Consider the following 26,491-nt stretch of genomic DNA (forward strand, 5'->3'; position numbering starts at 1 on the left):
ACGATGAACTTCCTGCCACCCGGAACACGGAACTGCTCCGCGCCATTCCCGGGCCTCTCACCGGGACGGCCGAAACCCGCCCACCCGTCCGGGTGAGGGTTGCCGTCGCACCCCCGCCCACTCGGGAAGGCTGTCCCCGCCGGGCGGACCACCCGGCACCCCGACGCCCCCCGGAGGAGCCCGCATGCCGCACTACCCGGACCACCTGAAGTACACGAAGGACCACGAGTGGGTGGAGAAGACGGGCGCCAAGCGCGTCCGTGTCGGGGTCACCGACTTCGCGCAGAAGCAGCTCGGCGACCTCGTCTTCGTGGACGTCACGACCGTGGGCCGCGACGTCGAGGCGGGAGAGCCGTTCGGCACCCTGGAGTCGGTCAAGTCGGTGAGCGAGCTGTACGCGCCCGTGTCCGGCCGGGTCGTGACCGTGAATCCCGAGCTCGAAGGCGACCCCGAGTACATCAACACCGACCCGTACGGAGACGGCTGGATCGTCGAGATCGACCTCACCGGCACCGGCGCGCTGGAAGGCCTGCTCGATGCCGCGCAGTACCAGAAGCACCTCACGGAAGAGGACTAGGCGCCACGGGAACGGGCGGGCCCGGCGGCCCCCTGAGGGACCGCCGGGCCCGCCCGCACCCAAAGAATCCGGCGTCCGGCGCCCGTCAGCCGTACATCCGCCGCATCGCGAAGTCGACCATCTGCTCCACGGCCTTCGCGTCGAAGACCATGCGGTGGTCGCCCTCCATGTCGAGGACGAAGCCGTAGCCGGTCGGCAGCAGGTCGATCACCTCGGCACCGGTGATCACGAAGTACTTCGACTCCTTGCCCGCGTACCGCCGCAGCTCCTTGAGCGAGGTGAACATCGGGATGACCGGCTGCTGGGTGTTGTGCAGGGCCAGGAAGCCGGGGTTGTCGCCGCGCGGGCAGTAGACCTTGGACGTCGCGAAGATCTGCTGGAAGTCCTCGGCGGCCAGGGTGCCGGTCGTGAAGGCGCGCACGGCGTCCGCGAGCGAGGGCGGCGAGGGCTCCGGGTAGAGCGGGGGCTGCTGCTGGGCGTACCCGCCGCCCTGCATGCCCGCCTGCATGCCGGCCTGCGGCGGGGCGTACTGCCCCTGCTGGGGCGGCGCGTACTGCTGCTGGGCACCCGGGTTCTGCTCGTAGCCGTACATGGGGCCCAGCCTATCGAGCGCGCCGCCCCTGCAGGACCCCTGCCGGGGCGTGACCTCATGGGCCGGGGAGGGTCGCCGCGCGGGGCCGGGGGGGTGGCCGCGCGGGGCCGGGGGGGGTGGCCGTCCGTCCAGGTTCCCGGACGCTCCGTGACCGAACGTATCGGATCGGTTACGCGCCGCACCCCACCCGCCCCGGATTCTCACCCTCCCGTCGGCAAGCCCTCGCGGGGTCTTGACGCGGGAGAGTGACGTCGCGGACGTCACAGATGGCCGGATAGGGGTTGCTTCTTATTACCGGTGGGTAGCATCATCGGAGAGAGCGTGTTGCTACTCGCTGGTATGTGTCAGAGGAACCTGCCTCCCCGAGCCTTACGGAGCCGTCGCCATGGGCCACTACAAGTCGAATCTCCGCGACATCGAGTTCAACCTCTTCGAGGTCCTCGGCCGCGACAAGGTCTACGGCACCGGTCCGTTCGAGGAGATGGACGTCGAGACCGCCAAGAGCATCCTCGACGAGATCCGCCGTCTCGCCGAGAACGAGCTCGCGGAGTCCTTCGCCGACGCCGACCGCAACCCGCCGGTCTTCGACCCCGAGACCAACACCGCCCCGGTCCCGGCCACCTTCAAGAAGTCGTACAACGCCTTCATGGAGTCCGAGTACTGGCGCCTCGGCATCCCGGAGGAGATCGGCGGCACCGTCTCCCCGCGCTCCCTCATCTGGGCCTACGCGGAGCTGCTCCTCGGCTCGAACCCGGCCATCTGGATGTACTCCTCCGGCCCGGCCTTCGCCGGCATCCTCTACAACGAGGGCAACGAGGCGCAGAAGAAGGTCGCGCAGATCGCCGTCGAGAAGCGCTGGGGCTCCACCATGGTCCTCACCGAGCCCGACGCGGGCTCGGACGTCGGCGCCGGCCGCACCAAGGCCATCCAGCAGGAGGACGGCTCCTGGCACATCGAGGGCGTCAAGCGCTTCATCACCTCCGGTGAGCACGACATGGAGGAGAACATCCTCCACTACGTCCTCGCCCGCCCCGAGGGCGCCGGCCCCGGCACCAAGGGCCTGAGCCTCTTCCTCGTCCCGAAGTACGAGTTCGACTGGGAGACCGGCGAGCTGGGCGCGCGCAACGGCGTCTACGCCACCAACGTCGAGCACAAGATGGGCCTCAAGGCCTCCAACACCTGCGAGATGACCTTCGGCGACCAGCACCCCGCCAAGGGCTGGCTCATCGGCGACAAGCACGACGGCATCCGCCAGATGTTCCTCATCATCGAGTTCGCCCGCATGATGGTCGGCACGAAGGCGATCTCCACCCTCTCCACGGGCTACCTCAACGCCCTGGAGTACGCCAAGGAGCGCGTCCAGGGCACCGACCTGGCCAACTTCATGGACAAGGCCGCCCCCAAGGTCACCATCACGCACCACCCCGACGTCCGCCGCTCGCTGATGACGCAGAAGGCGTACGCCGAGGGCATGCGCTCCCTCGTCCTCTACACGGCCTCCGTGCAGGACGCGATCGCGGTCGCGGAAGCGGCCGGCGAGGACGCCAAGGCCCTGCACGGCCTGAACGACCTCCTCCTGCCCATCGTGAAGGGCTACGGCTCCGAGAAGGGCTACGAGCAGCTCGCGCAGTCGCTCCAGACCTTCGGCGGCTCCGGCTTCCTGCAGGAGTACCCGATCGAGCAGTACATCCGGGACGCCAAGATCGACACCCTCTACGAGGGCACCACGGCCATCCAGGGCCAGGACTTCTTCTTCCGCAAGATCGTCCGCGACCAGGGCGCCTCCCTGAACGCGCTGTCCGAGGAGATCAAGAAGTTCCTCGCGGTCGGCACCGGCGGCGAGGACCTGGCCGGCGCCCGCGACTCGCTCGCCAAGGCCGCCGTCGACCTCGAGGGCATCGTCGGCAAGATGATCACCGACCTCACCGCCACCGGCGAGGACGTCAAGAACATCTACAAGGTCGGCCTCAACACCACCCGCCTGCTGCTCGCCTCCGGCGACGTCGTCGTCGGCTACCTGCTGCTCCGCGGTGCCGCCGTCGCCGCCGAGAAGCTCGCCGCCGGCGCCACCGGCAAGGACGTCGCGTTCTACCAGGGCAAGATCGCGGCCGCGAAGTTCTTCGCCGCCAACATCCTGCCCGGCGTCTCCGCCGAGCGCGCCCTCGCGGACACCGTCGACGGCTCGCTCATGGACCTGGACGAGGCCGCGTTCTAAGACGCCCACGTCCCGCAGGCACGGCCCGTCCCCGGGGAGGGGGGCGGGCCGTTCTGCTGCCCCGAGGCCCGTGATCACCAATTTCCGGGGCCCCGTATTCGGATTCCGGTCCCTGCGTAAGGTGAACCCATGAGCAGCGCAGCTTCCCGCCCCACCGCCGGCCCCTTCGACCGCGGCCACACCGACGACCTGATGGCCTTCCTGACGGCCTCACCCTCGCCGTACCACGCGGTGGCGAGCGCCGCCGCACGGCTCGAGAAGGTCGGCTTCCGCCGCGTCGAGGAGACCGCGGCCTGGGACGGGACCAGCGGCGGGAAGTACGTGATCCGCGGCGGCGCGATCATCGCCTGGTACGTGCCGGAAGGCGCCGCCGCCCACACCCCGTACCGCATCGTCGGCGCGCACACCGACTCCCCCAACCTGCGCGTGAAACCGCGGCCCGACATGGGCGCCCAGGGCTGGCGCCAGGTCGCCGTCGAGATCTACGGCGGCACCCTGCTCAACACCTGGCTCGACCGCGACCTCGGCCTCGCCGGCCGCCTCACCCTCCGCGACGGCAGCCACCACCTCGTCAACGTCGACCGGCCGCTGCTGCGCGTCCCGCAGCTCGCCATCCACCTCGACCGCAGCGTCAACGACGGCCTCAAGCTCGACCGCCAGCGCCACATGCAGCCCATCTGGGGCATCGGCGAGGTCCACGAGGGCGACCTGATCTCCTTCGTCGCCGCCGAGGCCGGCGTCGACGCCGAGGACGTCACCGGCTGGGACCTCATGGTCCACGCCGTCGACGCCCCCGCCTACCTCGGCCGCGACCGCGAACTCCTCGCCGGACCCCGCATGGACAACCTGCTCTCCGTCCACGCCGCCACCGCCGCGCTCGCCTCCCTCGCGGACCGCGACGACCTCCCGTACATCCCCGTCCTCGCCGCCTTCGACCACGAGGAGAACGGCTCCGAGGCCGACACCGGCGCCCAGGGCCCCCTCCTCGGCAACGTCCTGGAGCGCTCCGTCTACGCCCGCGGCGGCTCCTACGAGGACCGGGCCCGCGCCTTCGCCGGCACCGTCTGCCTCTCCTCCGACACCGGCCACGCCGTCCACCCCAACTACGCCGAGCGCCACGACCCGACGCACCACCCGCGCGTCAACGGCGGCCCGATCCTCAAGGTGAACGTCAACCAGCGGTACGCCACCGACGGCAGCGGCCGCGCGGTCTTCGCCGCCGCCTGCGAGAAGGCGGGGGTGCCGTGGCAGTCCTTCGTCTCCAGCAACGACATGCCCTGCGGCACCACGATCGGCCCGATCACCGCGGCCCGGCACGGCATCTCGACGGTCGACATCGGCGTCGCGATCCTCTCGATGCACAGCGCCCGCGAACTCTGCGGCGCGGACGACCCGTACCTCCTCGCGAACGCCCTGGTCGCCTTCCTGGAGGGCTGAGTTCCCCGCTCGCGAAACATCCGCGAAAGGTCCCGCCTGGCAGCGTCGCCCCCATGCACCGTCATGAGGGTCCGCCGCTGCGGAAGTTCGTCACCGTCACCGCCGTCGCCGTGCTCCTGGGCACGGCGGGGGCGGGCGTCCTGATCGACCGGTACCACGAACGGCCCCCATGGGGCACGGACATCGCCTACGAGGGCGGGTTCGTGCAGGCCTCCCGGATCCGCGGCTACGACGTCGACGGCTCGCGCACGAAGGCACTGCTCGCCGGGGAGTGCGCGCTCATGGAGCGGCAGGGGATGGGCGGCGAACGGGCCGTGCACGACCCGGCGGCCTGGGTCGAAGGGTGCCTGGACGGGGCCGCGGGGCGCCCGTCCAGGAACCAGGGAATCGTCCGCTAGGACCTAGCCGTCCATGCCGGCGAGGATCAGCGGCAGGCGGGCGACGCCGTCGGCCGTGACCTTCACCGGGACGCCCCAGTCCTGCTGGTGGACGTGGCAGGCCGGGTACTCGTTGGCCGGGTCGTCGTCGCAGGACGCGGCCATCGCGGAGACGTGCAGCACGCCCTCGGTCACGTCCGGGTTCAGGTCGAGCTCGCGGAAGAGATCGGTCCCGGTGCCCTCGCCGCCGAGCAGCAGCTCCGGCGGGGTCGAGGAGACCAGGAGGCGGGTCGAGGGGCCGTACCGCTCGTCCAGCTTCTGCCCGGTCGGCGCCTGGAAGACGACGTCGAGCCGGAGCCGGCCCGGCGCGATGCCGGTGGCCTCGCGCTGCGTCCGGTAGGCGGCGGACTCGACCTGGACGGCCTCCTCGGGAAGCCGCAGCCGGGTCAGCCGGTGCCGCGCCGACTCGACGACGACGATGTCACCGCCGACGAGAACCGCGTCGCTGGGCTCGCGCAGATCGGTGGCGAGCGTGGTGACCTCGCCGGTGGCGGGGTCGTAGCGGCGCAGGGCGTGGTTGTACGTGTCGGAGACGGCGACCGAGCCGTCGGGCAGGGCGGTCACGCCCAGCGGGTGCTGGAGCAGGGCCTGGTCGGCGGCGCCGTCGCGGTGCCCGAAGTCGAAGAGCCCGGTGCCGACGGCGGTGCGGACGACCCCGTCCGTGCCGATCCAGCGCAGCGCGCTGGTCTCGGAGTCGGCGATCCACAGCCGGTCCTCGGTGGCGGCGAGCCCGGAGGGCTGCGCGAACCAGGCCTCGGCGGCGGGGCCGTCGACGAGGCCCTCGTTGGTGGTCCCGGCGGCGACCTCCACCGTCCCCGTCCCGGGGTCGTACGTCCACAGCTGGTGGACACCGGCCATGGCGATCCACACCTTGCCCTGCCACCAGGCCACGTCCCACGGCGAGGACAGGTCGACGCCGAGCGCGGGACCGGAGGTCGCCGACCCCTGCCACCACTGCTTCCCGGTACCGGCGACGAGCTCGATCGCACCGGTCTCCGGGTCGTACGTCCGCAGCGCGTGGTTCACGGTGTCGGCGACGACGACCTTCCCGCCGGGCAGCAGCGCGAGGCCCTGCGGCTCCCGGAAGACCCCCTCGCCGATCCGCCGCACGACGGTCTCCCCGTCCTCGGCGAGCTCGACGAGCTGGTGCCGGGTGGTGTCGGAGACGAGGAAGTGCCCGTCGGGGAGGATGACGGCCTTCCCGGGGAAGCGCAGATCGGTCGCGACGGGCTCGGGCGCCACGTAGGGCCCGTCCCCACGGCGCAGCGTGCCCTTGGCCTCGTGCTCGGCCTCCAGCTCCTCGACGAGCGTCCGGATGGCGTTGGCGTGCCCCTCACCGGCGTGCTGGGCGACGACGTACCCCTCGGGGTCGATGACGACGAGCGTCGGCCACGCGCGCACGGCGTACTGCTTCCAGGTCGCGAGCTCCGGGTCGTCGAGGACGGGGTGGTGCACCTCGTACCGCTCGACGGCGTCGACGACGGCCTGGTGCTCGGCCTCGTGCACGAACTTCGGCGAATGCACCCCGACGATCACGAGCGTGTCCCGGTGCTTCTCCTCCAGGTCCCGCAGCTCGTCGAGGACGTGCAGGCAGTTGATGCAGCAAAATGTCCAAAAATCCAAGATCAATACACGACCTCGGAAATCAGCCAGCTTCAGATCCTTGCCACCGGTGTTGAGCCATCCCCCCTTGCCGATCAGCTCGGGGGCGCGGACACGGGGGCGGCGGGGCGCGGGGGTGGGCGCCGGGACGGCATCGTTCATGGTTCAAGCTTGCCATCCGGACACGGGCGCCCGGTCACGGCTGCGGCACCGGCTGTCCCGCTGCGTCGCTTTCCGCGGCCCAGCCGATGCGGCAGCGTTCTTCGCCGGTGAACCTCACCCCGACTCTTCCGCGCCGGACCTCGTCGCGGTCGATCGCAAGACCGAGGAGGTCCCGCCTGCCCGTGACGCCGTCGGCTTCCCGGGCACCACAGAGAAGGCGGTCCTCCAGGAAGGTGGAGACGTCGACGGAGGGCAGAGGCATCCGCAGCAGATCGGCGCGCAGGCCGTCGATACGGCGACCGAGCCGCCCGGTGAGCTCGCCGTAGCGCTCGACGGCGGCCGGACCGTCGAACTCACCCCGCAGGATGCTCTCCACCCGTGCGGAGACTCCGGCGCAGCCGCGCCCCATGCGGTGCTTGGAGCACTGGTACGACGTACCTTCCTTGCTCATCCGGGACCCGCAGTACCCGCAGCGTGCGATGCCCGTGAGCAGGCACATGCCCTGTGTGCGACCGTGGCGCTTGCCTGCCGACGGGAAGGTACGCGCTTCGAGGCTGCGGAGGATGAATTCGCGTTCGTCGATGGTGATGATCCCTTCGCCGATGCTCACGGTCTCCAGCGTCTGCGGGTCCCGGTACGGGGAGACACGATTCGTGTACTTCCGTGATCCGTCCGCCTGCCCGCCGATCCACTGCCCCCTCTGCCGGAGGTGCCTCTTCGCGCTGCCGACACGCTGCCCGAGGCCAGCGCGGCGGCGAAACCCTTGCGCTCGACGGCCTTGTATCCGGAGCGTCCCCGGTCCACGTGGACCTTGCGGACGGTCAGGCCGTTGCGCTCGGCCCAGGCACGGCAGTCGGCCTCCTGACGTTCGATCGCGGTCTTGCCGTCCCGTTCGAGGGACAGGCGCAGGTACAGGTCGCAGGTCGTCTCCTGATGCATGCGCTCAGAGTCGTGAAGGGTTTCTGCACCTGTCGCGGTTCTTCCTGAAACAGCGGACAGATCCGTGTTTCCTGCGATTTGGGGGGGGTGCCGTACGGGTGGAAAGTAGGGGCCGGGTGGGGGGAGTGGGCGTGTCCTGGGTGGGGGTGGGGGCGGGGCGGGCGGTGGCATGGGGCGCATGACGCGTGCGGGCAGATCATCGGACCATTACCGCCTTCGGGTGAGCGGTGCGCTGCTCGTGGTGGTGCTGCTCCTGCTCCCCGGCGCCGTCGCATGGGCCGGTGGGGCCGGTGACGGGGCGCTGCGCATGACCGTGACCGTCAACGGACGGCCCGACGGCGCGGCGCGGCCCACGGCCGTGCGGGCCGGGGCGCCGGTCGAGAAGCGGTACCGGCTGGTGAACCACGGCGAGGCCCATCTGTACGCCGTACGGATCCTCGACCCCGGCGTGCCCGGCGGGGCCTTACGGTGCCCCGGCGAGCCGCTCGCCGCGCTCGGGGAGATGGAGTGCGTCGCCCGGTTCACCGCGCTGCCCGGGGTCCATCTCGACACCGCGCGCGCCGAGGGCGACATCCCCTCGCTGGGGCGGACCGTCGCCGCGACCGCCCGTTCCGGGTACTCCGGGGTCTCGGGCTCCCTCGGCCTCACCGAACGCGTCTCGCTCGGTGGCCGCGGAGCCGGCCGGGCCGGGCGGTCGGTCGGCGCCGCCCCCGACGGGACCGCGACCGTCACCTACACCGTGACCAACCGGGGCAACCAGCCTGTCCGTGCCGTCCGCGTCGAGGACCCCGCCCTGCGGCTCGGGCCCGGCGCCGTCGACTGCGGCGCGGGCACCGGGACCCTCGCCCTCCTCGCCCCCGGCGCCTCGGCCCGCTGCACGGCCACCGTCCTGCGCCCGCCGGGCACGCACCGGAGCACCGGGCTCGCCACCGGCAGCGACCGCGTCCCGACCTACGACGCGGCGGGCGTCCTCGTCCCCGCCCCGGCCCTCACCGCGCGCTCCTCCGCCGCCTTCACCATCGCGTCGCCGACCGCCTCGGGGGTGGGTGGCGGGAGTGGGGTGCCCGGTGCGGGTGGGGCTGGTGGAGTGGGCGGGAGTTCAGGGGGTGGTTCTGGTCCTGGTGGGGGTGGGGCGGCGCCTGGGGCCGCCGCGGGGGCCAGTGGTGCCGGAGGGGTGGCCGGGGCCTCCGGGAGTGCCGGGGGGTCCGGGAGCGCCGGGCCCTCCGGGAGCGCCGGGGGGTCCGCCAGTGCCCGCGCTTCAGGGGCATCAGGGGCATCAGAGGTCTCAGCGACCTCAGGTACCTCAGGCTCCGACGGCGCTCTCGGTGCGGCGGGGGTCGCTGCCTCCGTGCCCGGGGGTTCCGCCGTACCCCGGACGTCGTCCCCCGCCCCGCCCCGTACCACCGATCCCGCCGCCGTGTCCGTACCCCGGCCTCACACCGTCCCGGACGGGGCCGCTGACGGTCGGCAGCGGGTCGCCGCCGCCGCGCGGGGCGACGAGGGGTTCCTCGGGCGGGTGCAGCGGCGGGCTCGGGAGGCACGGGAGTTCGGGGTGGTGGCGATGCTGCTGCTGCTCCTGATCCCGGCGGCCGTCGCGGCCGCCCTCCTCGGCAACCGGGGGAACTGACCGTGGACCTGTTCGAGACGCTCGTCGTCGTCCTCGGCGTCGCGCTCGTCGCCGCTCTCGCCGTCGTCGCCAAGACCAGGCTCTTCCCGGTCGGCGAGGACGAGGAGCCGCGCGAGGACGTCGCCGAGTACATCGCCATGATGGTGTCCGTCCTGTACGCGGTGGTGCTCGGACTCTGCCTGGTGTCCGTCTGGGACACCAGGTCCGACGCCGCCGACAACGTCCAGGCCGAGGCGAGCGCGCTGCACCAGACGTACCTGCTCGCCGACGCGCTCCCCGCCGCCCAGAGGCAGCCGCTGCGGAACGCGGCCCGTACGTACGCCGATCACGTCGTCGGCGTCGAATGGCCGGCGATGGCGGAGCGGGAGCCGCTCGACCCGTCCGGCTGGACCCTGCTCGCACAGCTCCGGAAGGCGGGCGAGGTGGGCGACTCGGCCAGGGTGCCGGAGCAGATCGCGGCCCAGGAGGTGCTGGCCCAGCTCGGCTACGTCGACGACGCGCGGCGGGGCCGGGAGGCGGCGGCGCAGGAGCGGCTCTCCCCGGTGCTGTGGACCGGGCTGCTGATCGGCGGCGCGCTGACGCTGGCGTTCATGTTCCTCTTCGGGATCAAGAGGAGTACGACGCACGTGGTGATGGTGATGGGTCTGTCCGGGTTCATCGCCTTCACCGTGCTGCTGATCCATCAGCTGGACTCGCCGTTCGGGGGGGTGCTCGGGGCGACTCCGGACGCGTTCACCCGGTACTTCGGGTGAGAAGCCCCGGCGGGCGGGGCAGGCATGGGTCCGTGAAATATCTCGTACGGGACAAGATCTTCGCGATCGGCGACGACTACTGGATCGAGGACGAGCGGGGCCGCCACGCCTTCCTCGTCGACGGCAAGGCGCTGCGGCTGCGCGACACCCTGGAGCTGAAGGACCCCGACGGCCACGTCCTCGTGACCCTGCGGCAGAAGATGTTCAGCCTCCGGGACGCGATGACGATCGAGCGGGACGAGCGGCCGCTCGCGACGGTCCGCCGCAAGCGGCTCTCCCTGCTCCGCAACCACTACCGGGTGACGCTCGTCGACGGCACCGAGCTGGACGTCAGCGGCCGGATCCTGGACCGGGAGTTCACCGTCGAGTACGAGGGCGAGCTCCTGGCCCACATCTCGCGGCGGTGGTTCCACGTCCGTGAGACGTACGCGGTGAACGTGGTGCGCGAGGACGCGGACGCGGCGCTGCAGATCGCGGTCGCGGTGTGCGTCATCCGGATGGCCGAGCGGGAGCGGGAGGACTAGGCCCTGTCGTCAAACTCCCGCCTGCCCCGCGACGCCATTCGGGCGACGACGGGAGTTTGACGACAGGGCCTAGGGGTGGGCTAGCCGGCCTTCGTCAGGGCCTGCTCCAGGTCCGTCCACAGGTCCTCGACGTGCTCGATGCCGACCGAGAGCCGGACCGTGCCGGCGCCGATGCCGGCCGCCGCGAGTGCCGCCGCGTCCAGCTGGTGGTGGGAGGTGGACGCCGGGTGCATCACCAGCGTCTTCACGTCACCGAGGGAGACGCTGAGGGAGGCGAGCCGTACGGCCTCGACGAAGGCGCGGCCCGCCTCCCGCCCGCCGGCGAGGTCGAGCGAGATCACGCCGCCGCCCCCGCCGGGCAGCAGGCGCGCGGCGATCGCCCGGTCCGGGTGGCTCGCGAGGGAGGGGTGGCGGACGGCCTCGACCGCGGGGTGCGCTTCGAGCCGTGCGGCGAGCTCGGCGGCGCTCGCGCACTGGCGTTCCATGCGCAGGGACAGGGTCTGCATGCCGCGCAGGGTGAGCCAGGCGGCGAACGGGTCGGTGGACGCGCCCTGTTCGACGGAGTGGCGGCGGACCCTGCCGAACAGCTCGCGGTCCTTGAAGACGGCGATGCCGCCGAGGACGTCCGCGTGCCCGGCGAGGTACTTGGTGGCGGAGTGGACGACGATGTCGGCGCCGTGGTCGAGGGGGCGGCACAGCAGCGGGGAGGCGAAGGTGTTGTCGACGGCGACGGGGATCCCGGCCTCGGCGGCGACGGCGGCGAGCGCGGGGATGTCGGCGACGCGGGTGGTGGGGTTGGCGATGGTCTCCAGGTAGAGGAGCCGGGTCTCGGGGCGCAGGGCGGCCCGCACCTCGTCCGGGTCGGTGCCGGAGACGTACGTGACGTCGACGCCCCAGCGGGCGGCGAGGTCGGTGAGGACCGCGTACGTGCCGCCGTACAGGCAGGTCTGGGCGACGACGTGGTCGCCGCTGCCGAGGAGGCCGAGGAGGACGGCGTTGATCGCGCCCATGCCGGAGGCGAACGACCGGGCGGCGGTGCCGCCCTCCAGGCGGGCGACGGCGTCCTCCAGGGTGCGGACCGTGGGGTTGCCGTGGCGGGCGTACATGAAGGCGTCGGGCGAGGTGAAGCCCTCGGCGAGGGCGTCGGCCGAGTCGAAGGCGAAGACGTGCCCCTGGTGGAGGGGGACCCCGAGGGGCCTGCTGCCGGTGATCTCGACGTGGGGAGGGTGGACGGCGAGGGTCTCGGGGCGCGGGGAGTCGTTCATGAACTCAGTCTCGGGAGCCGCCGGTTGTCTTCACAGGTCCAATACCGGCAGATTGGTTCGGCGATGGAGCCAATCGAAGCGTCTGCGTCCCCTTCCGCCCCCGACGACCTGGTCGCCCGTCTCGGCCGCTGGTCCGCCGGGCGCGGGCCGCTGTACCTGCTGCTCGCCTCCCGGCTGCGCGGGCTGATCGACGAGGGTGCGCTGCCGCCGGGCGCGCTCCTGCCGCCGGACCGGCGGCTCGCGGCGGCCCTGGCCGTGGGGCGTACGACGGTGGTCGCCGCGTACGACACGCTCCGGCAGGAGGGGCGGCTGGTGCGGCGCCAGGGCAGCGGGACGCGGGTGGCGGCGGCCCTGTCCCTGGACGTGCCGCGGGTGAAGGAGACCTCGAACCCGCTCTTCCTGCACCTCCTGGAGGCGCCGGACGACGTGATCCTCCTGAGCTGCGCGGCCCCGGACCGGCCGCCGGCCGAGCTGGCGGAGGCGTACCGCTCGCTCGCGCTGCCGGACGGTGACCTCGGCTACCACCCGGCGGGGATCGGGGCACTGCGCGAGGCGGTCGCGGCGCGGTACGCGGCGCGGGGCGTGCCGACCGGGCCGGCGCAGATCCTGGTCACCACCGGCGCCCAGCAGGGCCTTTCGCTGCTGGCGCGGCTGCTGCTCGCGCCCGGGGACGGGGTGCTCGTGGAGGCGCCGACGTATCCGGGGGCGCTGGATCTGTTCCGGGAGGCGGCGGCCGTGCCGCTGCCTGTGGCGGTGGGGCCGGACGGGGTCGACGTGGCGGAGGCGGTGCGGGTGATGGAGCGTCACCGTCCGGCCCTGGCCTATGTGATCGGCCGGTTCCAGAACCCGACGGGCGCGGTGCTGCCGCCGCTCGCCGGGCGGCGGCTCGTCGAGGCGGCGAACGCGCTGGGCGTGCCGCTCGTGGACGACGAGGTCCTGGCCGACCTGGCCTTCGACGCGGACGCCTGCGGGCCGCCGCTCTCCTCGTACGGCGAGGTAATCGGCGTCGGGTCGCTGAGCAAGGCGGTGTGGGGCGGGCTGCGGATCGGCTGGGTGCGCGGACCGGCGCCGCTGGTCGCCCGCCTCGCCCGGCTGAAGGCCCTGCACGACCTGGGCAGTGACGTGCCGTCCCAGCTGGTGGCGGTCCGGCTGCTCGACGCCTACGCGCCGGTCCTCGAGGCCCGGCTGCGGGCGGCCCGCGCGGGCCACGACCACCTGCGGGCCGAGCTGGCGCGGCTGCTGCCGTCGTGGTCCTGCGCTCCGGCGGCCGGCGGGCAGACGCTGTGGGTGCGGCTCCCGCACGGCGACGGCGTGTCCTTCGCGCAACTCGCCCTGCGCCACGGGGTGGCCGTCCTCCCGGGCGCCACGACCGACGCGCTCGGCGGCAGCCTGCGTCATCTGCGGCTGCACTTCCTGGCGGCCCCCGAGGTGCTCACGGAGGCGGTGCGGAGACTGGCGGCCGCGTGGGCGGAGTACGGCAAGGGGGCGGAGCAGGGCAGGGCGGCGGAATCAGACATCGGCAGGGGGGCCGCATCACCCGTCGGGACGGGGGCGGAAACACGTATCGGGACGGGCCGGGCGTTCCTCCGGGGAATCGCCGTCTGACCTTGCGCCCCACCCGGGCGCCGGGGAAACATACCGTGCACCTGCAAAGTGATGAAACATTCTTTCATGGGGGCACTGCGACATGGGCTTTGACCACGAGTGGGCCGGCATACGGTCCGACGCAACGGAACAGGCCCCCGTCGGCATGCGGTTGAACCAGCTCGACGGCGGTGGCGGAGCGGCGGGCGGATCACCCGACCTCGCCACCGCACCAGCAAAGAAGAAGGCCGCGGCGAACACGATCGAGACCGAGCTGGAGCCGAACACCGGCAAGGCCGCCACGTGGGCGGACGAGGCCACCACGGCGTCGGTCGGCGGCTTCTCCGGCTGGGCGACCGCCGAGGGCCTGAAGACAGTCGAGACCACCTGGGACCAGCAGGTCAGGACGCTCCTCGCCCGGCTCGCCTCCGAGAAGACCGCCCTGCGCGGCACGGCGCTGTCGTTCGGCGGGCAGGAACTCGACACCCGTGCCCGGATCGCCGGGGTCCGGCCGGTCTCCGGCATCGAGCGGTACTGAGGGGCCCATCGTGCTGACGTACTCCGGGATCATGACGACCGACCTGGGCGAGCTCGCCACCACCGCCGACAGGCGGGGACTGGATCGGCGACCGGGCGTCCGACGTCGGGAGCGGGATCGAGGACGGTGCGAAGAAGCTCGGCAGCGCGCTGAACCCCTTCGACTGAGCAGGAGCTGGAAAGACATGCACAGCCACGTCACGCCGTTCGACCTTCAGGCGTGGAAGGAGGGGAACCGGCACGACCACCGCGCCGGCTGGAAGGGGGTCTCGCCGGAGTTCGGCGAGATCACGCTGACCTGCCCCCTCCCCCGTACCTCTCCCGAGTCGCTCGTCTCGGAGGTGCGCGGCGGGCAGCTCCCGACCGCCTCCTTCGAGGCGCGCGGGATGCACGTCGAGGGGATGCGGCTGCCGGGCCTCAACCGGTCCACGCTGCGGGTCGGCGACCGGATGGTGTACGTGACGCGGAACCGGTTCGGCGCCACGCTGGAGCAGCGCGCCCTGGAGATGCGGTACGCGGGCGACCACTACCGGCTCGCGGCCCTCGACAAGCACGGCTACGTCCTGAGCCGCGCCGCGGACGACGAGGACCCCGGCGTGCGGATCACCGTCCGCGAGGGCGGGCGCGGCAGGAAGCGCAGGCTCTCCGTGCACGTCGACGGGCGTGCCGAGGGCGGCGACCTGGCCCTCGCCCTGATCTTCGCGGGCGTCGACCGCTCCACCCTGACGCAGCTCGGCGCGGTGAGGGCCGGGCTCTCCCGCGTGACCCATTTCTGGACCGAGTCCCAGTACTGACCACTGACGATCGAGCTGGACCGAGTCCCAGTACTGACCACTGACGATCGAGCGTGAGATGCCTTCCTTCGACGTGACCCGATCCCGCTTCCGGCTGAGCGACGACGACGTCTTCGTCCTCGACCGGATGGCGACCGGTCAGCCGGTGCCGGAGTCCATGGAGCCGGCGGCGGCACGGCTGCGGGACGCCGGGCTCGCCGACGGGGCGGGGCTGCTGTCCGCCCTCCTCCTGCCGCTGACTCCGTGATCGTCTCCCTGGAGGCCGGCGGCCGGCAGGGCACCCTCCACCACGGGCTGCTGATCGGCGACGAGCACGTGGTCTGCCACGAGACCTGGCCGGGCCAGGAGGAGGCCGAGTACCGGCTCGTGGAGCCGAGGACCGTGGTGTGGACGCTCGCCGACCTGGTGGCCCTGCGCCAGTCGGGCGGCGCGGCGGACGAGGAGGTCGTCGAGACGACGGTGGGCGTCCTGGAGGCGGGGCTCGCGGCCCTTGAGAAGGCCTCCTCGGCCCCCGGAGCGGACGAGCGCGCCCTGGTCGCGGAGGCGCTGGGCGCGGCGGGCGGCGCCGGGACCGCCGACCGCCTCGCGGACCTCATCGTGGAGATCCGCTCCCAGTGGCGGATGACGGCGGCCTGGCGAGACGGGTCCTGGCAGGGCGTTTCCTGGCGAGGTTCACGCGGCCCGGGCGGCCTCCCCGCGGGCGGGGGGTCAGGCGCGGCGGGCGGCCGGCGGCGCGATGCCCAGTACCCGGTCCTTGAGCGCCGGGAACTGTTCCCGGGTCGTGCGGACCTTCTCCGGGTCGAGGACGACCCGCAGGATCTCCTCGTCGGGGCCGGCCTCCGCGAGGGTCTCGCCCCAGGGGTCCACGACGATCGAGTGCCCGGCCTGCTCCACGCCCGCGTGCGTGCCGGCGGTGCCGCAGGCCAGGACGTACGCCTGGTTCTCGACGGCCCGCGCCCGGGCGAGGAGGGTCCAGTGGGCGCGGCGGAGGGCGGGCCAGCCGGCCGGGACGACGAAGGCCTGGGCGCCCGCGTCGACGAGCCCGCGGAAGAGTTCGGGGAAGCGGAGGTCGTAGCAGGTGCCGACGCCGACCGTGAGGTGCGGCAGGTCGACGGTGACGAGGTCCTCGCCGGCGGCCATCATCACGGCCTCGCCCTTGTCGAAGCCGAAGCGGTGGATCTTCCGGTAGGAGGCGACGAGTTCGCCGTCGGGGGAGAGGACGAGCGAGGTGTTGTACAGGGCGCCGCCCTCGGCCTCGACGAAGGAGCCGGCGTGCAGCCAGACGCCGGCGTCGCGGGCCGCGGCCGCCATCGCCCGGTGGGTGGGGCCGTTCAGCGGCTCGGACTCGGCGGCGAAGAGGTCGGACGCGAAGGCGCCGACGGTCCACAGTTCCGGCAGGACGACGAGGTCGGCGTGGCCGGATTCCTCCCGTACGAGGCGCGCCGCGCGGGCGCGTCGGGCGTCGACCGGTTCGTCCGGGTCTACCGCGATCTGGATCAGCGAGGCGCGCACACTACCACCGTCCTGGCATTCGAGCCGTCAACACAGGCCTACGATCGTCACACGAAAGCACTGCCGGGGTGCCTTCGGGCAGCGTAACTTAGCGTCCGAGCCTCCCACCCAGTCGTGTTTTCAGCCCGCGCACCGAAGAACCGCCGAGGGGTCCCGTGACCGTCCATCCCAGCCTCCAGAACTACGCCGACGCCTGGACCCACTCCATCGAAGCGATAGCCGAGCTGGTGCAGCCGCTCGTGGAGGGCGAATGGAACCGGCCGACGCCGTGCGTCGGCTGGTCGGTGCGGGACATCGTCTCCCACGTGATCGGCATGGAGACCGAGATGCTCGGCGATCCGCGGCCGATCCACTCCCTGCCCCGCGACCTCTACCACGTGCGCAGTGACTTCGCCCGGTACATGGAGGTCCAGGTCGATGTGCGGCGGCACCACACCTCCCCGGAGATGACCTCGGAGCTGGAGTACATCCTGATCCGGCGGGCCCGTCAGCTCCGCAACGAGAACCGCTCCCCCGAGCATCTGATCCGCGCTCCCCTGGGCGCCGAGCAGCCCCTCGAACTGGCCTACCGGGACCGGGCCTTCGACGTGTGGGTGCACGAGCAGGACCTGCGGGCGGCGCTGGGGGTGCCGGGGAACCTGGACTCGGCGGGTGCGCTGGTGACCCGGGACGTGCTCCTGGAGGCGCTGCCGGACGTCGTCGCGAAGGACGCGGGGGCGCCCGCGTCCTCGGCGGTCGTGCTGGACGTGACGGGCCCGGTGGAGTTCCTGCGGACGGTACGGGTGGACGCGGAGGGCCGTGGTTCGATCGACGGCGCGCCGTCCCTGGGCCCCGCGGTGACGCTGGCGACGGACTGGGAGACGTTCGTGCGCCTGGCCTGTGGCCGGGCCCGGCCGGCCGAGGTGGTCGACCGGGTCAAGACCGAGGGCGACGCGGACCTCGCCGCGGCGATCCTGGACAACTTCGCGGTGACGCCCCGATAGATCGCGGCGGTCCCTATACGGGCACGTGCACGGCCTCGACGCGGCTGGCGACGAGCCGTTCCCTCTCCCTGCGGTGGGTACGGGCCTTGAGGCGCAGGATCTGCACGAGTCCGAGGATCTCCAGGACGAAGACCGAGGAGAACGCGATCCGGTAGTTGTCTCCGGTCGCGTCGAGCAGCACGCCGACGGCGAGGAGCGTCGTCATCGAGGCGACGAAACCACCCATGTTGACGATGCCGGAGGCGGTGCCCTGACGCTCCGGCGGGTTGGCCGGGCGGGCGAAGTCGAAGCCGATCATCGAGGCCGGTCCGCAGGCGCCGAGGACCACGCAGAGGGTGACGAGCAGCCACATCGGCGCGTGGTCGCCGGGGTACGCGAGGGTGGTCCCCCACAGCAGGGCGGTCGCCGCGACCGTACCGAGGGCGAGCGGGGCGCGGGCCGCGTGGTGACGGGCGATGATCTGCCCGTACGCGAGGCCGACGAGCATGTTCGACAGCACGACGAGGGTGAGCAGCGTCCCGGCGGTGGACCGGGAGAGGCCCTGCGCCTCGACGAGGTACGGCAGGCCCCAGAGCAGCAGGAACACCATGGCCGGGAACTGGGTGGTGAAGTGCACCCACAGACCGAGCCGGGTGCCGGGCTCCCGCCACGACTCGGCGATCTGGCGGCGGACGAAGGCGGCACCCGCGTGCGTGGCGGGCTCCGGTTCGTGGCCCTCGGGGTGGTCCTTGAGGAAGAGCAGCATCAGGACGAGGACGAGGACGCCGGCGAGGGAGCTGCCGACGAAGGTGGCCGTCCAGCCGAAGCCGTGCAGGGCGCGGGCGATGAAGACGGTGGAGACGAGGTTGCCGGCCATGCCGATGAGCCCGGCGAGCTGGGCGATCAGCGGGCCGCGGCGGGCCGGGAACCAGCGGCTGCCGAGGCGCAGGACGCTGATGAACGTCATGGCGTCGCCGCAGCCGAGGAGGGCGCGGGAGGCGAGCGCCGTGCCGTACGAGGGGGAGAGCGCGAAGCCCAGCTGTCCGACGGTGAAGAGGACGACGCCGAGGGTCAGGACCTTCTTGGTGCCGAGCCGGTCGACGAGCAGGCCGACGGGTATCTGCATGCCCGCGTAGACGAGCAGCTGGAGGATGGAGAAGGTGGAGAGGGCGGAGGCGTTGACGTCGAAGCGTTCGGCGGCGTCGAGTCCGGCGACGCCCAGGGACGTGCGGAAGATGACGGCGACGAAGTAGACGGCGACGCCGACGCCCCAGACGAGGGCGGCACGGCGCCCGCCGGGCGGGTCCCCCGGGAGGGTGACGGCGGATCCGTAGGAGCTGTTCACCGGTGCTCACCCCGGACCAGGACCTTGACCCAGCTGAGGTGCTGGCGGACGCAGTGCGCGGCGCCCTCGACGTCGCCGGACTTGATGCGGTCGAGGATCTCGGCGTGCTCGGTGATGTTCTTGGCGACGCGGTCGGGCTGGGACTGCATCACGGCGACGCCCATGCGCAGCTGGCGGTCGCGGAGCTGGTCGTAGAGGCGGGCGAGGATCTGGTTGCCGGCGTGCCGGACGATCTCGGCGTGGAAGCAGCGGTCGGTGACGGCGACCTCGGCGAGGTCGCCGGCCTCCGCGTGCCGCTTCTGCTCCTCCAGGAGTTCCTCGAGGCGGGCGATCAGCGGGGCGGGAGCGGGCACGGCCCGGCGGACGGCGAACTCCTCGACGAGCAGCCGGGTCTCGACGACGTCTGCGATCTCCTGCGCGGAGACGGCGAGGACGAGGGCGCCCTTCTTCGGGTAGAGCTTGAGCAGCCCTTCCATCTCCAGCTTGAGCAGCGCCTCGCGGACGGGGGTCCTGGACACCCCGACGGCCTGGGCGAGTTCACCCTCGGTGAGGAGGGTCCCTCCCTCGTACCGGCGGTCGAGCACGGCCTGCTTGACGTGCATGTAGACACGGTCGGCGGCGGGGGCCTGCTTGGTGGGCAGCGGGGCGGGGCCGGCGGGCGCTGATGGCATGCGCACAGCATAGATACAACAGAGGTGCAACAGGCGGCCCCGTCCACATCGCGGACGGGGCCGGCCGTGCGGACCGCGGACTCAGCCCGCGTTCTCGTACCGGTAGTCGTAGTACTTCTCACCCGCGACCAGAACGGACGTGAAATGCAACGGAATTCCGTCCGCATTCCGCGGGACCTCCTGCGAGGTCTGGCGTGTGAAGCCGAGCGACACGCCCGGGACCACCGGATTCTCCGGATTCTCCGCGTCGACCGTCCAGCCGCGCGCCGCGGCCCGCGCCAGGATGTCGTCGGCCGGGGCCCGGAACACGTCCTCGCCGTCGAGCAGGACCCGGGTCGAGGTCTCCCGCCCCTCGCCCGGCCACCACAGCTCGATCGCCGTGACGGTGTCCTCCTCCTCCAGGAGCACCTCCACGCCGACCTTGTCGCACTTCGCCGAGACGGTCACCAGGACCCGGTTGGGACGGGTGCGGACCCGGGGCTCGCCCCAGGGGGCCACGGCCGCGACCGCCTCGTCGAGCGTCATCCCGAGCCGGACCGGCCCGGCACCGTGCGGGGGTTCGAGCAGCAGGTCCATCAGCCACCCATGCCTTTCTCTTTCACGATGTCTATTTCAGGATGTCGTAATCGATCGTCCAACCGCGTTCTTCCAGCATCTTCTGGAATTTGCGGTTGTGTTGGAGGCTGTCGATCATATCGGCGATATGGGTGTCGTACTTGTCGCCGTAGAGTTCCCGGATCTCGTTGATGTCCATCATCATCGCCTCGTCCCAGCGGCCCTGGTCGATGAGCGCCCGCTGGTCCGCACGCCACTGGTCGGACTCCTTGCTGGAGCCGGTGCTCGTCACCCCGCGGTGGTCGTCGTACTCCATGCGGATCGCCGGGCCCATGCCCGCGCCGCCGCTCTTCGTCTTCCGGAAACCGGCCTGGTCGAGGTGGGAGTAGGAGTCCTTCGCCGGGATGTGGTTGATCTCCATGTCGACGTCGGTGCGCCGGGTCCCGTCGTCCTTCTTGAGGTTCGCGGGCTGGAGTCCGCTGTACCAGCCGCCGTCCTCCGTGCACCCCTTGGCGATCAGGCCCTCGGGATCCATCCGGACCTGCGGGTTGATCACGTAGGCGACCGGGTTGGGCGCCGGGCCGAGGCCGAGCGGGTCCGGGCTGGTGTAGCGGGCGGTCGCCGGGTCGTAGTGGCGGTGCAGGTTGTAGTGGAGGCCCGTCTCCGGGTCGTCGTACTGGCCGGGGAACCGCAGCGGGGTGTAGGCGACGGCGTCCCGGTTCCAGGTGGTCTGGCCCCACACGGTGGTCCTGCTGTGCCAGGCGACCTCCCCGTCCTCGCCGACCAGTTCGCTCGGGGTGCCGATGAGGTCGGTGACGATCGCGAAGAACCGCGCGTCGGTCTCCGCCTGTCCCCGCTCCGGCAGGCCCTGCCCGGGCTGTCCCTGCTCGCGCAGGCCCCGCTCCGGGAGGCGGCGCTCCAGCTGGGCGAGCGGTCGCCGTCCCTCGTAGTCCCAGGTGAGCGTGGTGCCCTGGACCGAATCCGTCTGCTCGACGAGCCGGCTCCCGTCCCAGGTGAACCACACCGACTGCACCACCGTGCGCCCGTCCTCCGCCATGCGGTGCTTGGCCGTACGCCGGCCCAGCGGGTCGTACGCGTACGTCCACACCGTCCCGTCCGGCGTCCGGCAGGCCGCCAGGCGGTCCTCGGCGTCCCAGGTGTACCGCCAGGTCTCCGGCTTCCGGGAGAGCCGGCTCCGCTGCCGGAGCACGACCCGGCCCGCGGCGTCGTACTCGTAACGGACCGCGCCCGCGGTCAGCAGCCGTGTGCCGCCGTAGCTGCGCGCGCCCCGGCCCTCGCTCCGCAGCGCCCGGTCCGGCCACTCGGCATGGGTCTGGTTGCCCAGGGCGTCGTACGTGTACCGCTCCGTCCAGTCCTCCCCGCTCACCTCGGTCGGGCGGCCCACCACGTCGAGGCCGAAGAGGGTCACCCGGCCGGTCAGCCGGTCGGTCACCTCCTCCGGGCAGCCGTCGGCCCGGTAGGCGTAGCCACGCGAGCGCAGCTCGCCCCGGGGTCCCGTCAGGGTCTGGCCGGCCAGCCTGCCCGCCGCGTTCCACTCGGAGGCCAGCGTCACGGGCCGGTCGGCCTCCCCGAAGACCCGGCTGAGCTCGCGGCCCCGGGCGTCCCGGCCGAAGCGCAGCGCGTGCCCGCCGCTGACCAGCTCGGTGCGCTGTCCGGTGGCGTCGTACGAGAAGGTCGACACCGCGCCCGTCGGCGTGGTGCGGCGCACCACCCGGCCCGCCGCGTCCCGCTCGTACCGGAGGGTGCGCCCGTCGACGGTCTCGGCGAGGACGCGGCCCAGCAGGTCCCGCTCCAGGGTCAGCGTGGAGTCGGGGGCGGTGACGGCGGTGAGCCGGCCGGCGGCGTCGTACGTGTAGCGGGTGGTCCGGCCCCCGATCTCCTTGGTGAGGAGCCGGCCACAGACGTCGTACGTGAGGGCGGTGGTGTCGCCCAGGGGGCCGGTCCGGGCGACGAGCCGGCCGCAGGCGTCGTGGGCGTAGCGGACGGTGCGGTCGTCGAAGTCCGTCTCGGCGACCAGCCGGCCGGCCGCGTCGTAGACGTACGTCCAGGTCAGGCCCTGCGGGCCGAGGACCTCGGTCAGCCGGAGCTCGGTGTCGTAGCGGAACTCGTAGCGGACCCCGTCCGCGCCCGTCCGGGCCGTCAGCACGTCGAAGTGGCCGTACTCGAAGCGGGTGGTGGCGCCGGTGGGGTCGGTGTGGGAGGCGCAGTTGCCCTCCTCGTCCCAGGTCCAGCTCTCGACGGCGCCGTCGGGGCCGACCAGCCGGGAGAGCCAGCCCTCCGGCGTCCACTCCATGGTGGTGACCGCGCCGGTCGGGTCGGTGCCGCGCACCGGGCGGCCGTAGGCGTCACGGGCGACGGCGTAGGTGTGGCCGAGGGCGTCGGTCGCGGTGAGGGTGACCCCTGCGTCGTCGGTCGTGAAGCGCTCGGTGGCCCCGTCCGGCCCGGTGCGGGCCGTGAGCGCGCCGAAGGCGTCGTGGGCGAAGCGGGTCGCCGCGCCGTCCGGCGCGAGGAGCCCGGTGCGGTTGCCCCGGGCGTCGAAGGTCTGGCGCCAGGTCGTGCCGTCCGCTCCGGTGACCGCCACCGGCAGGTGCAGCGCGTCGTAGGAGGTGTGGGCCTCGGTGCCGTCGGGGAAGCGGATGCGGGTGAGGTCGTCGTGGTCGTCCCAGGTGAACCGGGCCTCGTTGCCGAGCGGGTCGGTGCGGGACAGCAGGTTGTCGTGGCGGTCCCAGGTGCGCAGGACCGTGTTGCCGAGCGGGTCGGTCTCGGCGACGACCTGGCCCAGCCCGTTGAGCCGGACGACCGTGACGGCACCGGTGGAGTCGGTGAAGCGGGTCAGGCGGTCCCCGGTGGCGGCGTCGGTCTCGTAGGCGAACCGGGAGGAGAGGAAACCGTCGGGGCCGACGGTCTCGGCGACCCGGCCGGCGTCGTCGTACACGTACCGGTAGACGGCCCCCTTGCGGTTGGTCCAGGAGGTGACGCGGGCCCGGTCGTCGTAGGCGAACCGGAGCGGGCGGCCTGAGCAGTTGGTGACCGTGTCGAGGTTTCCGAAGGGGTCGTACCCGAAGGAGGTGAGGGTCCTCGCGCCCTCGGGGGCGTACAGGGAGAGGCCGGTGACCCGTCCCGCCTCCGGGTCGGTGACGACGAGGGCGCGGTAACCGCCCTCGTGGACGACCGAGGTGGGCAGCCCGTCGTCACCGCGCTGGATGTGGACGACGTTGCCGCGGCGGTCCTCGATCGAGCGGAGCCAGTAGTGGAGCGACCCGCGGAACGGGTTGCCGGTGTAGTGGCGGGTCAGTCCGGCGTGCGGGTCGCGCATCGCGTACGTGACCTCGCCGAGCGCGCCCGCGTCGGCCAGCGAGAGCGGCAGCCGGGCCCCTTCGACCGGCCACACCTCGTCGTCCTCGCCCTGCGGGAGCCTCGGGTAGACGAGTACGGAGCCGTCCTCGCGGGCGAGCAGCGCCCCGCCCCTGGGGTCGAGCTCGATCCGCTCGTCGAGGGTGGAGGCCCAGCTGCGCCCGAAGAACTGGCCGTAGCGGTAGCCGGACAGGTGGGTGCGGCGCAGGATCAGGGGCAGGACGCCGGGCAGGGCCAGGTCGGTCTGGGCCAGGATCATCTCGCCGGAGGCGATGTCGACCGGGTCGGTCGCGCACCTGCGGGTGTTGACGGGCGTGCCCTTGCCGCGCGGATCGTCCTTCGCGTCCTTCATCGAATCGGGCTTCACCGTGGACGGGCCGCCCTTGTCGTGCGGGCCCGTCCCCGGGCCCTTGCCGCCGCCGTCCTCACGCGCGCGGCGTTCGTTGGCGAGGCGGGCGCGCACGTCGTCGTCGTGGTTCTTGTGGTCGGCGGAGATCTGCTTGACCGCCTTGGGGAGCGTCTTGCCGACGTGATCCCCCATGGTCGTGGCGGACTTGGCGAGGGCGTCCATGGCCTTGTCGAGGACCGGGTCGAGGGCCTGGGCGATGGAGTCGCGGCCGCGGGTGCGGCCGTGGTGCGACTTCGCCCTGGTGAGCTTCCCGCTGGTCTTGCCGTGGATGGCGACGCTGACGCCGTTGAGCTGGGTGCCCGCGTGGTCGTGCTCGGCGTGGTCGATGGAGAAGCCCTTGCCGCCGCCTCCGCCGCCCGAACCGCCCGCGGAGGCGAGGTGCATGGCGTCCTTGGAGGACTGCACGCCGCCCTTGAAGCCGTCCGCGCCCGCCTGCTTCGCCTGGTCGAGGTTCACCCCGTCCTGCAGGCCGAGGGCGGTGGCGCCGAGCTGTACGACGAGGTCGGCGGCGAGGTTCTCCAGGGCGGCGACGGCCGGTTCGGTCATCGCCGAGACGATGTAGGAGACCGCCTCCTCCATGCATTCCTTGATGAGGCGCTTCACCACCTCCTGGGTGGCCCGCATCGCGCCCGCGCCGATCAGCGCGGAGAGCCCGCCGGTGACCGGGATGAGGGAGAGGGCGATCCCGGCCTCCGAGGCCAGGTAGCCGAGTTGGACGATCGCCGCGCCCTTCATGACCTCGACGGCCGTCGCGGCGGCGTCGACACCGCCGGCGATGGTGCGCGCCGCCGAGGCGATGTCCTTGATGTGCTTGTCCTTGACTTTGCCCCAGTGACCGTTGAGGGCGTCGAGGGCCTCGCCGTGTCCCGAGGAGAGCAGCCGCTGCACATGGTTGTTGGCGAGCTGTCCGTCGTCCTCCAGGTCGTCGGCGAACTCCCGCAGGGCATCCGCCATGTCTCGATAGGCGTCCTCGTCCACATTGGGCCAGGCGACCCCGATGAGGTCGAGGAGTGTGTCCGCCCACCCGGGCACCGTGACCGCCATGCTTCCCCCTGCGTCTCGTTCGCGAAGCGGAACAACCCTTTCAGGCTCACGAAGAAGGACGCAAGAAAACATCCGGCGGTGGCAGGAGCCACCGCCGGATGTTTCACGTGAAACAGACGAACCTGCGCACTACGCCCAGGTGATGAGCCGCTTCGGGTTCTCCAGGATCGCGGCGATGTCCGCCAGGAACTTGGAGCCGAGCTCGCCGTCGACCAGGCGGTGGTCGAAGGAGAGGGCCAGCGTGGTGACCTGGCGCGGCTTCACCTTGCCCTTGTGGACCCAGGGCTGGAGCTTGATCGCGCCGACCGCGAGGATCGCGGACTCGCCCGGGTTCAGGATCGGCGTACCGGTGTCGACGCCGAAGACGCCCACGTTGGTGATGGTGAAGGTGCCGCCCTGCATGGCCGCCGGGGTCGTCTTGCCCTCGCGGGCGGTGGCGACGAGCTCGCTCAGGGACTTCGAGAGCTCGGGCAGGGTCTGGGCGTGCGCGTCCTTGATGTTCGGCACGATCAGACCGCGCGGGGTGGCCGCGGCGATGCCCAGGTTCACGTAGTGCTTGAGGACGATCTCCTGCGCCGCCTCGTCCCAGGCCGCGTTGATGTCCGGGTTGCGCTTGGCCGCGACCAGGACGGCCTTGGCGATGAGGAGGAGCGGGTTGACCCGCAGGCCCGCCATGTCCTTGTCGGACTTGAGCTCCTCGACCAGCTTCATCGTGCGCGTGATGTCGAAGGTCACGAACTCGGTGACGTGCGGGGCCGTGAAGGCCGAGCCGACCATCGCCGCCGCCGTGGCCTTCCGTACGCCCTTGATGGGCACACGGGTCTCCCGGGCGTCCGACGCCACCGCCGTCACCGCGGCGGGCGCCGCGACCGGGGCCGGAGCCGCCACGGGAGCCGGAGCCTCGACGACCGGGGCGGGCGCCGGAGCGGCCGCCGCGTGGACGTCCTCGCGGGTGATGATCCCGTCCGGTCCGGTCGGGGTGACCGACGCCAGGTCGACGCCGAGGTCCTTGGCGAGCTTGCGGACCGGCGGCTTGGCCAGCGGGCGGGGAGCAGCCGACGCGTGGCCGTTCAGCTGCTCGGGCACGACGACCGGCGCGGCGGCGGGCGCCGTCGCAGTCGTCTCCGTCGCAGTCGTCGCCGTCGTCGCCTTGCGGGCGCGCCGCTTGGTGGAGGTCGCGGCCACGCCGTAGCCGACGAGGACCGGCTGGCGGCCCTGCGGCTCGGGCTCGGCGTCCGGCTCGGCGACCGGCTCCTGGGCCGGCACCGGGGCAGGCTCCTGGGCCGCGACGGCGGCGGGGGCCGCCGGCGCCTCGGGAGCGGCGCCGCCGCCCACGTTCACCGAGATGATGACCTGGCCGACGTCGACCGTGGTGCCCTCGGGGAACAGCAGCTCGTGGACCGTCCCGTCGAACGGGATCGGCAGCTCCACGGCCGCCTTCGCCGTCTCGACCTCGCAGACGACCTGCCCATCGGTGACGGTGTCACCGGGCTGGACGTACCACTTGAGGATCTCGGCCTCGGTCAGGCCCTCGCCCACGTCGGGCATCTTGAATTCGCGGATCGTCACGGTGC

General features: G+C 72.4%; 23 protein-coding genes. 12 read left to right on the forward strand and 11 right to left on the reverse strand.

Annotated features, from left to right (window positions below):
* Nucleotides 1–184 precede the first annotated feature (184 nt).
* A complete protein-coding gene (gene gcvH, locus ACN9MM_RS19170; RefSeq protein ID WP_426364772.1) occupies nucleotides 185–577 on the forward strand; it encodes a glycine cleavage system protein GcvH in 393 nt (130 codons plus the stop codon).
* Between the two features lie 85 nt (nucleotides 578–662).
* Here gcvH and ACN9MM_RS19175 read toward each other — a convergent pair whose 3' ends face one another.
* Nucleotides 663–1,169, reverse strand: coding sequence for an SseB family protein (locus tag ACN9MM_RS19175; RefSeq protein WP_267259190.1), 507 nt, complete (start codon nucleotides 1,167–1,169; stop codon nucleotides 663–665).
* 385 nt (nucleotides 1,170–1,554) lie between these two features.
* Between ACN9MM_RS19175 and ACN9MM_RS19180 the strand changes: the two genes are divergently transcribed.
* From ACN9MM_RS19180 to ACN9MM_RS19190, 3 genes are all read left to right on the forward strand, one after another.
* Complete coding sequence (locus ACN9MM_RS19180) at nucleotides 1,555–3,384, forward strand: acyl-CoA dehydrogenase (RefSeq protein ID WP_426364773.1); 1,830 nt, start codon at nucleotides 1,555–1,557, stop codon at nucleotides 3,382–3,384.
* Nucleotides 3,385–3,513: 129 nt separating this feature from the next.
* Nucleotides 3,514–4,821: a M18 family aminopeptidase gene (locus ACN9MM_RS19185; RefSeq protein ID WP_426364774.1), complete on the forward strand. Its 1,308-nt coding sequence runs from the start codon at nucleotides 3,514–3,516 to the stop codon at nucleotides 4,819–4,821.
* A 53-nt stretch (nucleotides 4,822–4,874) separates the two neighbouring features.
* Nucleotides 4,875–5,219 (forward strand): hypothetical protein, encoded by a 345-nt coding sequence (locus ACN9MM_RS19190; protein WP_426364775.1) that lies wholly within the window; start codon nucleotides 4,875–4,877, stop codon nucleotides 5,217–5,219.
* 3 nt (nucleotides 5,220–5,222) lie between these two features.
* Here the strand turns inward: ACN9MM_RS19190 and ACN9MM_RS19195 are convergent, their stop codons facing one another.
* Genes ACN9MM_RS19195 through ACN9MM_RS19205 form a run of 3 tightly spaced genes read right to left on the reverse strand, consistent with a single transcriptional unit; the run spans nucleotide 5,223 to nucleotide 7,961 of the window.
* On the reverse strand, nucleotides 5,223–7,022 hold the full coding sequence (locus ACN9MM_RS19195) for an NHL domain-containing thioredoxin family protein (RefSeq protein ID WP_426364776.1): 1,800 nt from the start codon (nucleotides 7,020–7,022) through the stop codon (nucleotides 5,223–5,225).
* A gap of 34 nt (nucleotides 7,023–7,056) precedes the next feature.
* The gene (locus ACN9MM_RS19200) at nucleotides 7,057–7,632 is read right to left on the reverse strand and encodes a zinc ribbon domain-containing protein (protein WP_426364777.1); all 576 of its coding nucleotides are present in this window, start codon (nucleotides 7,630–7,632) and stop codon (nucleotides 7,057–7,059) included.
* A complete protein-coding gene (locus ACN9MM_RS19205; RefSeq protein ID WP_426364778.1) occupies nucleotides 7,629–7,961 on the reverse strand; it encodes a recombinase family protein in 333 nt (110 codons plus the stop codon). Before ACN9MM_RS19205 ends, ACN9MM_RS19200 begins: the two co-directional genes overlap by 4 nt.
* A gap of 220 nt (nucleotides 7,962–8,181) precedes the next feature.
* Between ACN9MM_RS19205 and ACN9MM_RS19210 the strand changes: the two genes are divergently transcribed.
* From ACN9MM_RS19210 to ACN9MM_RS19220, 3 genes are read left to right on the forward strand one after another with little or no spacing between them, the layout of a single operon-like run.
* On the forward strand, nucleotides 8,182–9,588 hold the full coding sequence (locus ACN9MM_RS19210) for a DUF7507 domain-containing protein (protein WP_426364779.1): 1,407 nt from the start codon (nucleotides 8,182–8,184) through the stop codon (nucleotides 9,586–9,588).
* 2 nt (nucleotides 9,589–9,590) lie between these two features.
* On the forward strand, nucleotides 9,591–10,340 hold the full coding sequence (locus ACN9MM_RS19215) for a DUF4239 domain-containing protein (protein WP_426364780.1): 750 nt from the start codon (nucleotides 9,591–9,593) through the stop codon (nucleotides 10,338–10,340).
* A 32-nt stretch (nucleotides 10,341–10,372) separates the two neighbouring features.
* The gene (locus ACN9MM_RS19220; RefSeq protein WP_426364781.1) at nucleotides 10,373–10,864 is read left to right on the forward strand and encodes an LURP-one-related/scramblase family protein; all 492 of its coding nucleotides are present in this window, start codon (nucleotides 10,373–10,375) and stop codon (nucleotides 10,862–10,864) included.
* 80 nt (nucleotides 10,865–10,944) lie between these two features.
* Here ACN9MM_RS19220 and ACN9MM_RS19225 read toward each other — a convergent pair whose 3' ends face one another.
* Nucleotides 10,945–12,129 carry a trans-sulfuration enzyme family protein gene (locus tag ACN9MM_RS19225; protein WP_426364782.1) on the reverse strand — a complete coding sequence of 395 codons (1,185 nt, stop codon included), beginning with the start codon at nucleotides 12,127–12,129 and terminating at the stop codon, nucleotides 10,945–10,947.
* 63 nt (nucleotides 12,130–12,192) lie between these two features.
* Here ACN9MM_RS19225 and ACN9MM_RS19230 point away from each other — a divergent pair, with 63 nt between their 5' ends.
* The 4 genes from ACN9MM_RS19230 to ACN9MM_RS19245 all read left to right on the forward strand — a co-directional run bounded on the left by ACN9MM_RS19230 (nucleotide 12,193) and on the right by ACN9MM_RS19245 (nucleotide 15,291).
* Nucleotides 12,193–13,734: a PLP-dependent aminotransferase family protein gene (locus tag ACN9MM_RS19230; RefSeq protein ID WP_426364783.1), complete on the forward strand. Its 1,542-nt coding sequence runs from the start codon at nucleotides 12,193–12,195 to the stop codon at nucleotides 13,732–13,734.
* A gap of 82 nt (nucleotides 13,735–13,816) precedes the next feature.
* Nucleotides 13,817–14,251, forward strand: coding sequence for a hypothetical protein (locus ACN9MM_RS19235; protein WP_426364784.1), 435 nt, complete (start codon nucleotides 13,817–13,819; stop codon nucleotides 14,249–14,251).
* A gap of 184 nt (nucleotides 14,252–14,435) precedes the next feature.
* The gene (locus tag ACN9MM_RS19240) at nucleotides 14,436–15,044 is read left to right on the forward strand and encodes a hypothetical protein (RefSeq protein WP_426364785.1); all 609 of its coding nucleotides are present in this window, start codon (nucleotides 14,436–14,438) and stop codon (nucleotides 15,042–15,044) included.
* 58 nt (nucleotides 15,045–15,102) lie between these two features.
* A complete protein-coding gene (locus ACN9MM_RS19245) occupies nucleotides 15,103–15,291 on the forward strand; it encodes a hypothetical protein (RefSeq protein ID WP_426364786.1) in 189 nt (62 codons plus the stop codon).
* 461 nt (nucleotides 15,292–15,752) lie between these two features.
* Here ACN9MM_RS19245 and ACN9MM_RS19250 read toward each other — a convergent pair whose 3' ends face one another.
* Complete coding sequence (locus ACN9MM_RS19250) at nucleotides 15,753–16,556, reverse strand: carbon-nitrogen family hydrolase (protein WP_426364787.1); 804 nt, start codon at nucleotides 16,554–16,556, stop codon at nucleotides 15,753–15,755.
* 155 nt (nucleotides 16,557–16,711) lie between these two features.
* Here ACN9MM_RS19250 and ACN9MM_RS19255 point away from each other — a divergent pair, with 155 nt between their 5' ends.
* A complete protein-coding gene (locus tag ACN9MM_RS19255; RefSeq protein ID WP_426364788.1) occupies nucleotides 16,712–17,539 on the forward strand; it encodes a maleylpyruvate isomerase family mycothiol-dependent enzyme in 828 nt (275 codons plus the stop codon).
* 13 nt (nucleotides 17,540–17,552) lie between these two features.
* On the opposite strand, the gene ACN9MM_RS19260 is transcribed toward ACN9MM_RS19255, so the two are convergent.
* From ACN9MM_RS19260 to ACN9MM_RS19280, 5 genes are all read right to left on the reverse strand, one after another.
* Nucleotides 17,553–18,863, reverse strand: coding sequence for an MFS transporter (locus ACN9MM_RS19260; RefSeq protein ID WP_426364789.1), 1,311 nt, complete (start codon nucleotides 18,861–18,863; stop codon nucleotides 17,553–17,555).
* Complete coding sequence (locus tag ACN9MM_RS19265; RefSeq protein WP_426364790.1) at nucleotides 18,860–19,534, reverse strand: GntR family transcriptional regulator; 675 nt, start codon at nucleotides 19,532–19,534, stop codon at nucleotides 18,860–18,862. Before ACN9MM_RS19265 ends, ACN9MM_RS19260 begins: the two co-directional genes overlap by 4 nt.
* A gap of 81 nt (nucleotides 19,535–19,615) precedes the next feature.
* A complete protein-coding gene (locus ACN9MM_RS19270; protein ID WP_426364791.1) occupies nucleotides 19,616–20,110 on the reverse strand; it encodes a hypothetical protein in 495 nt (164 codons plus the stop codon).
* 31 nt (nucleotides 20,111–20,141) lie between these two features.
* Complete coding sequence (locus ACN9MM_RS19275; protein WP_426364792.1) at nucleotides 20,142–24,917, reverse strand: DUF6531 domain-containing protein; 4,776 nt, start codon at nucleotides 24,915–24,917, stop codon at nucleotides 20,142–20,144.
* A gap of 129 nt (nucleotides 24,918–25,046) precedes the next feature.
* Complete coding sequence (locus tag ACN9MM_RS19280) at nucleotides 25,047–26,465, reverse strand: dihydrolipoamide acetyltransferase family protein (RefSeq protein ID WP_426368776.1); 1,419 nt, start codon at nucleotides 26,463–26,465, stop codon at nucleotides 25,047–25,049.
* Between the last annotated feature and the right edge of the window lie 26 nt (nucleotides 26,466–26,491).

It is taken from the genome of Streptomyces sp. E-08 (assembly GCF_049913095.1).
Taxonomy (GTDB): Bacteria; Actinomycetota; Actinomycetes; order Streptomycetales; family Streptomycetaceae; genus Streptomyces.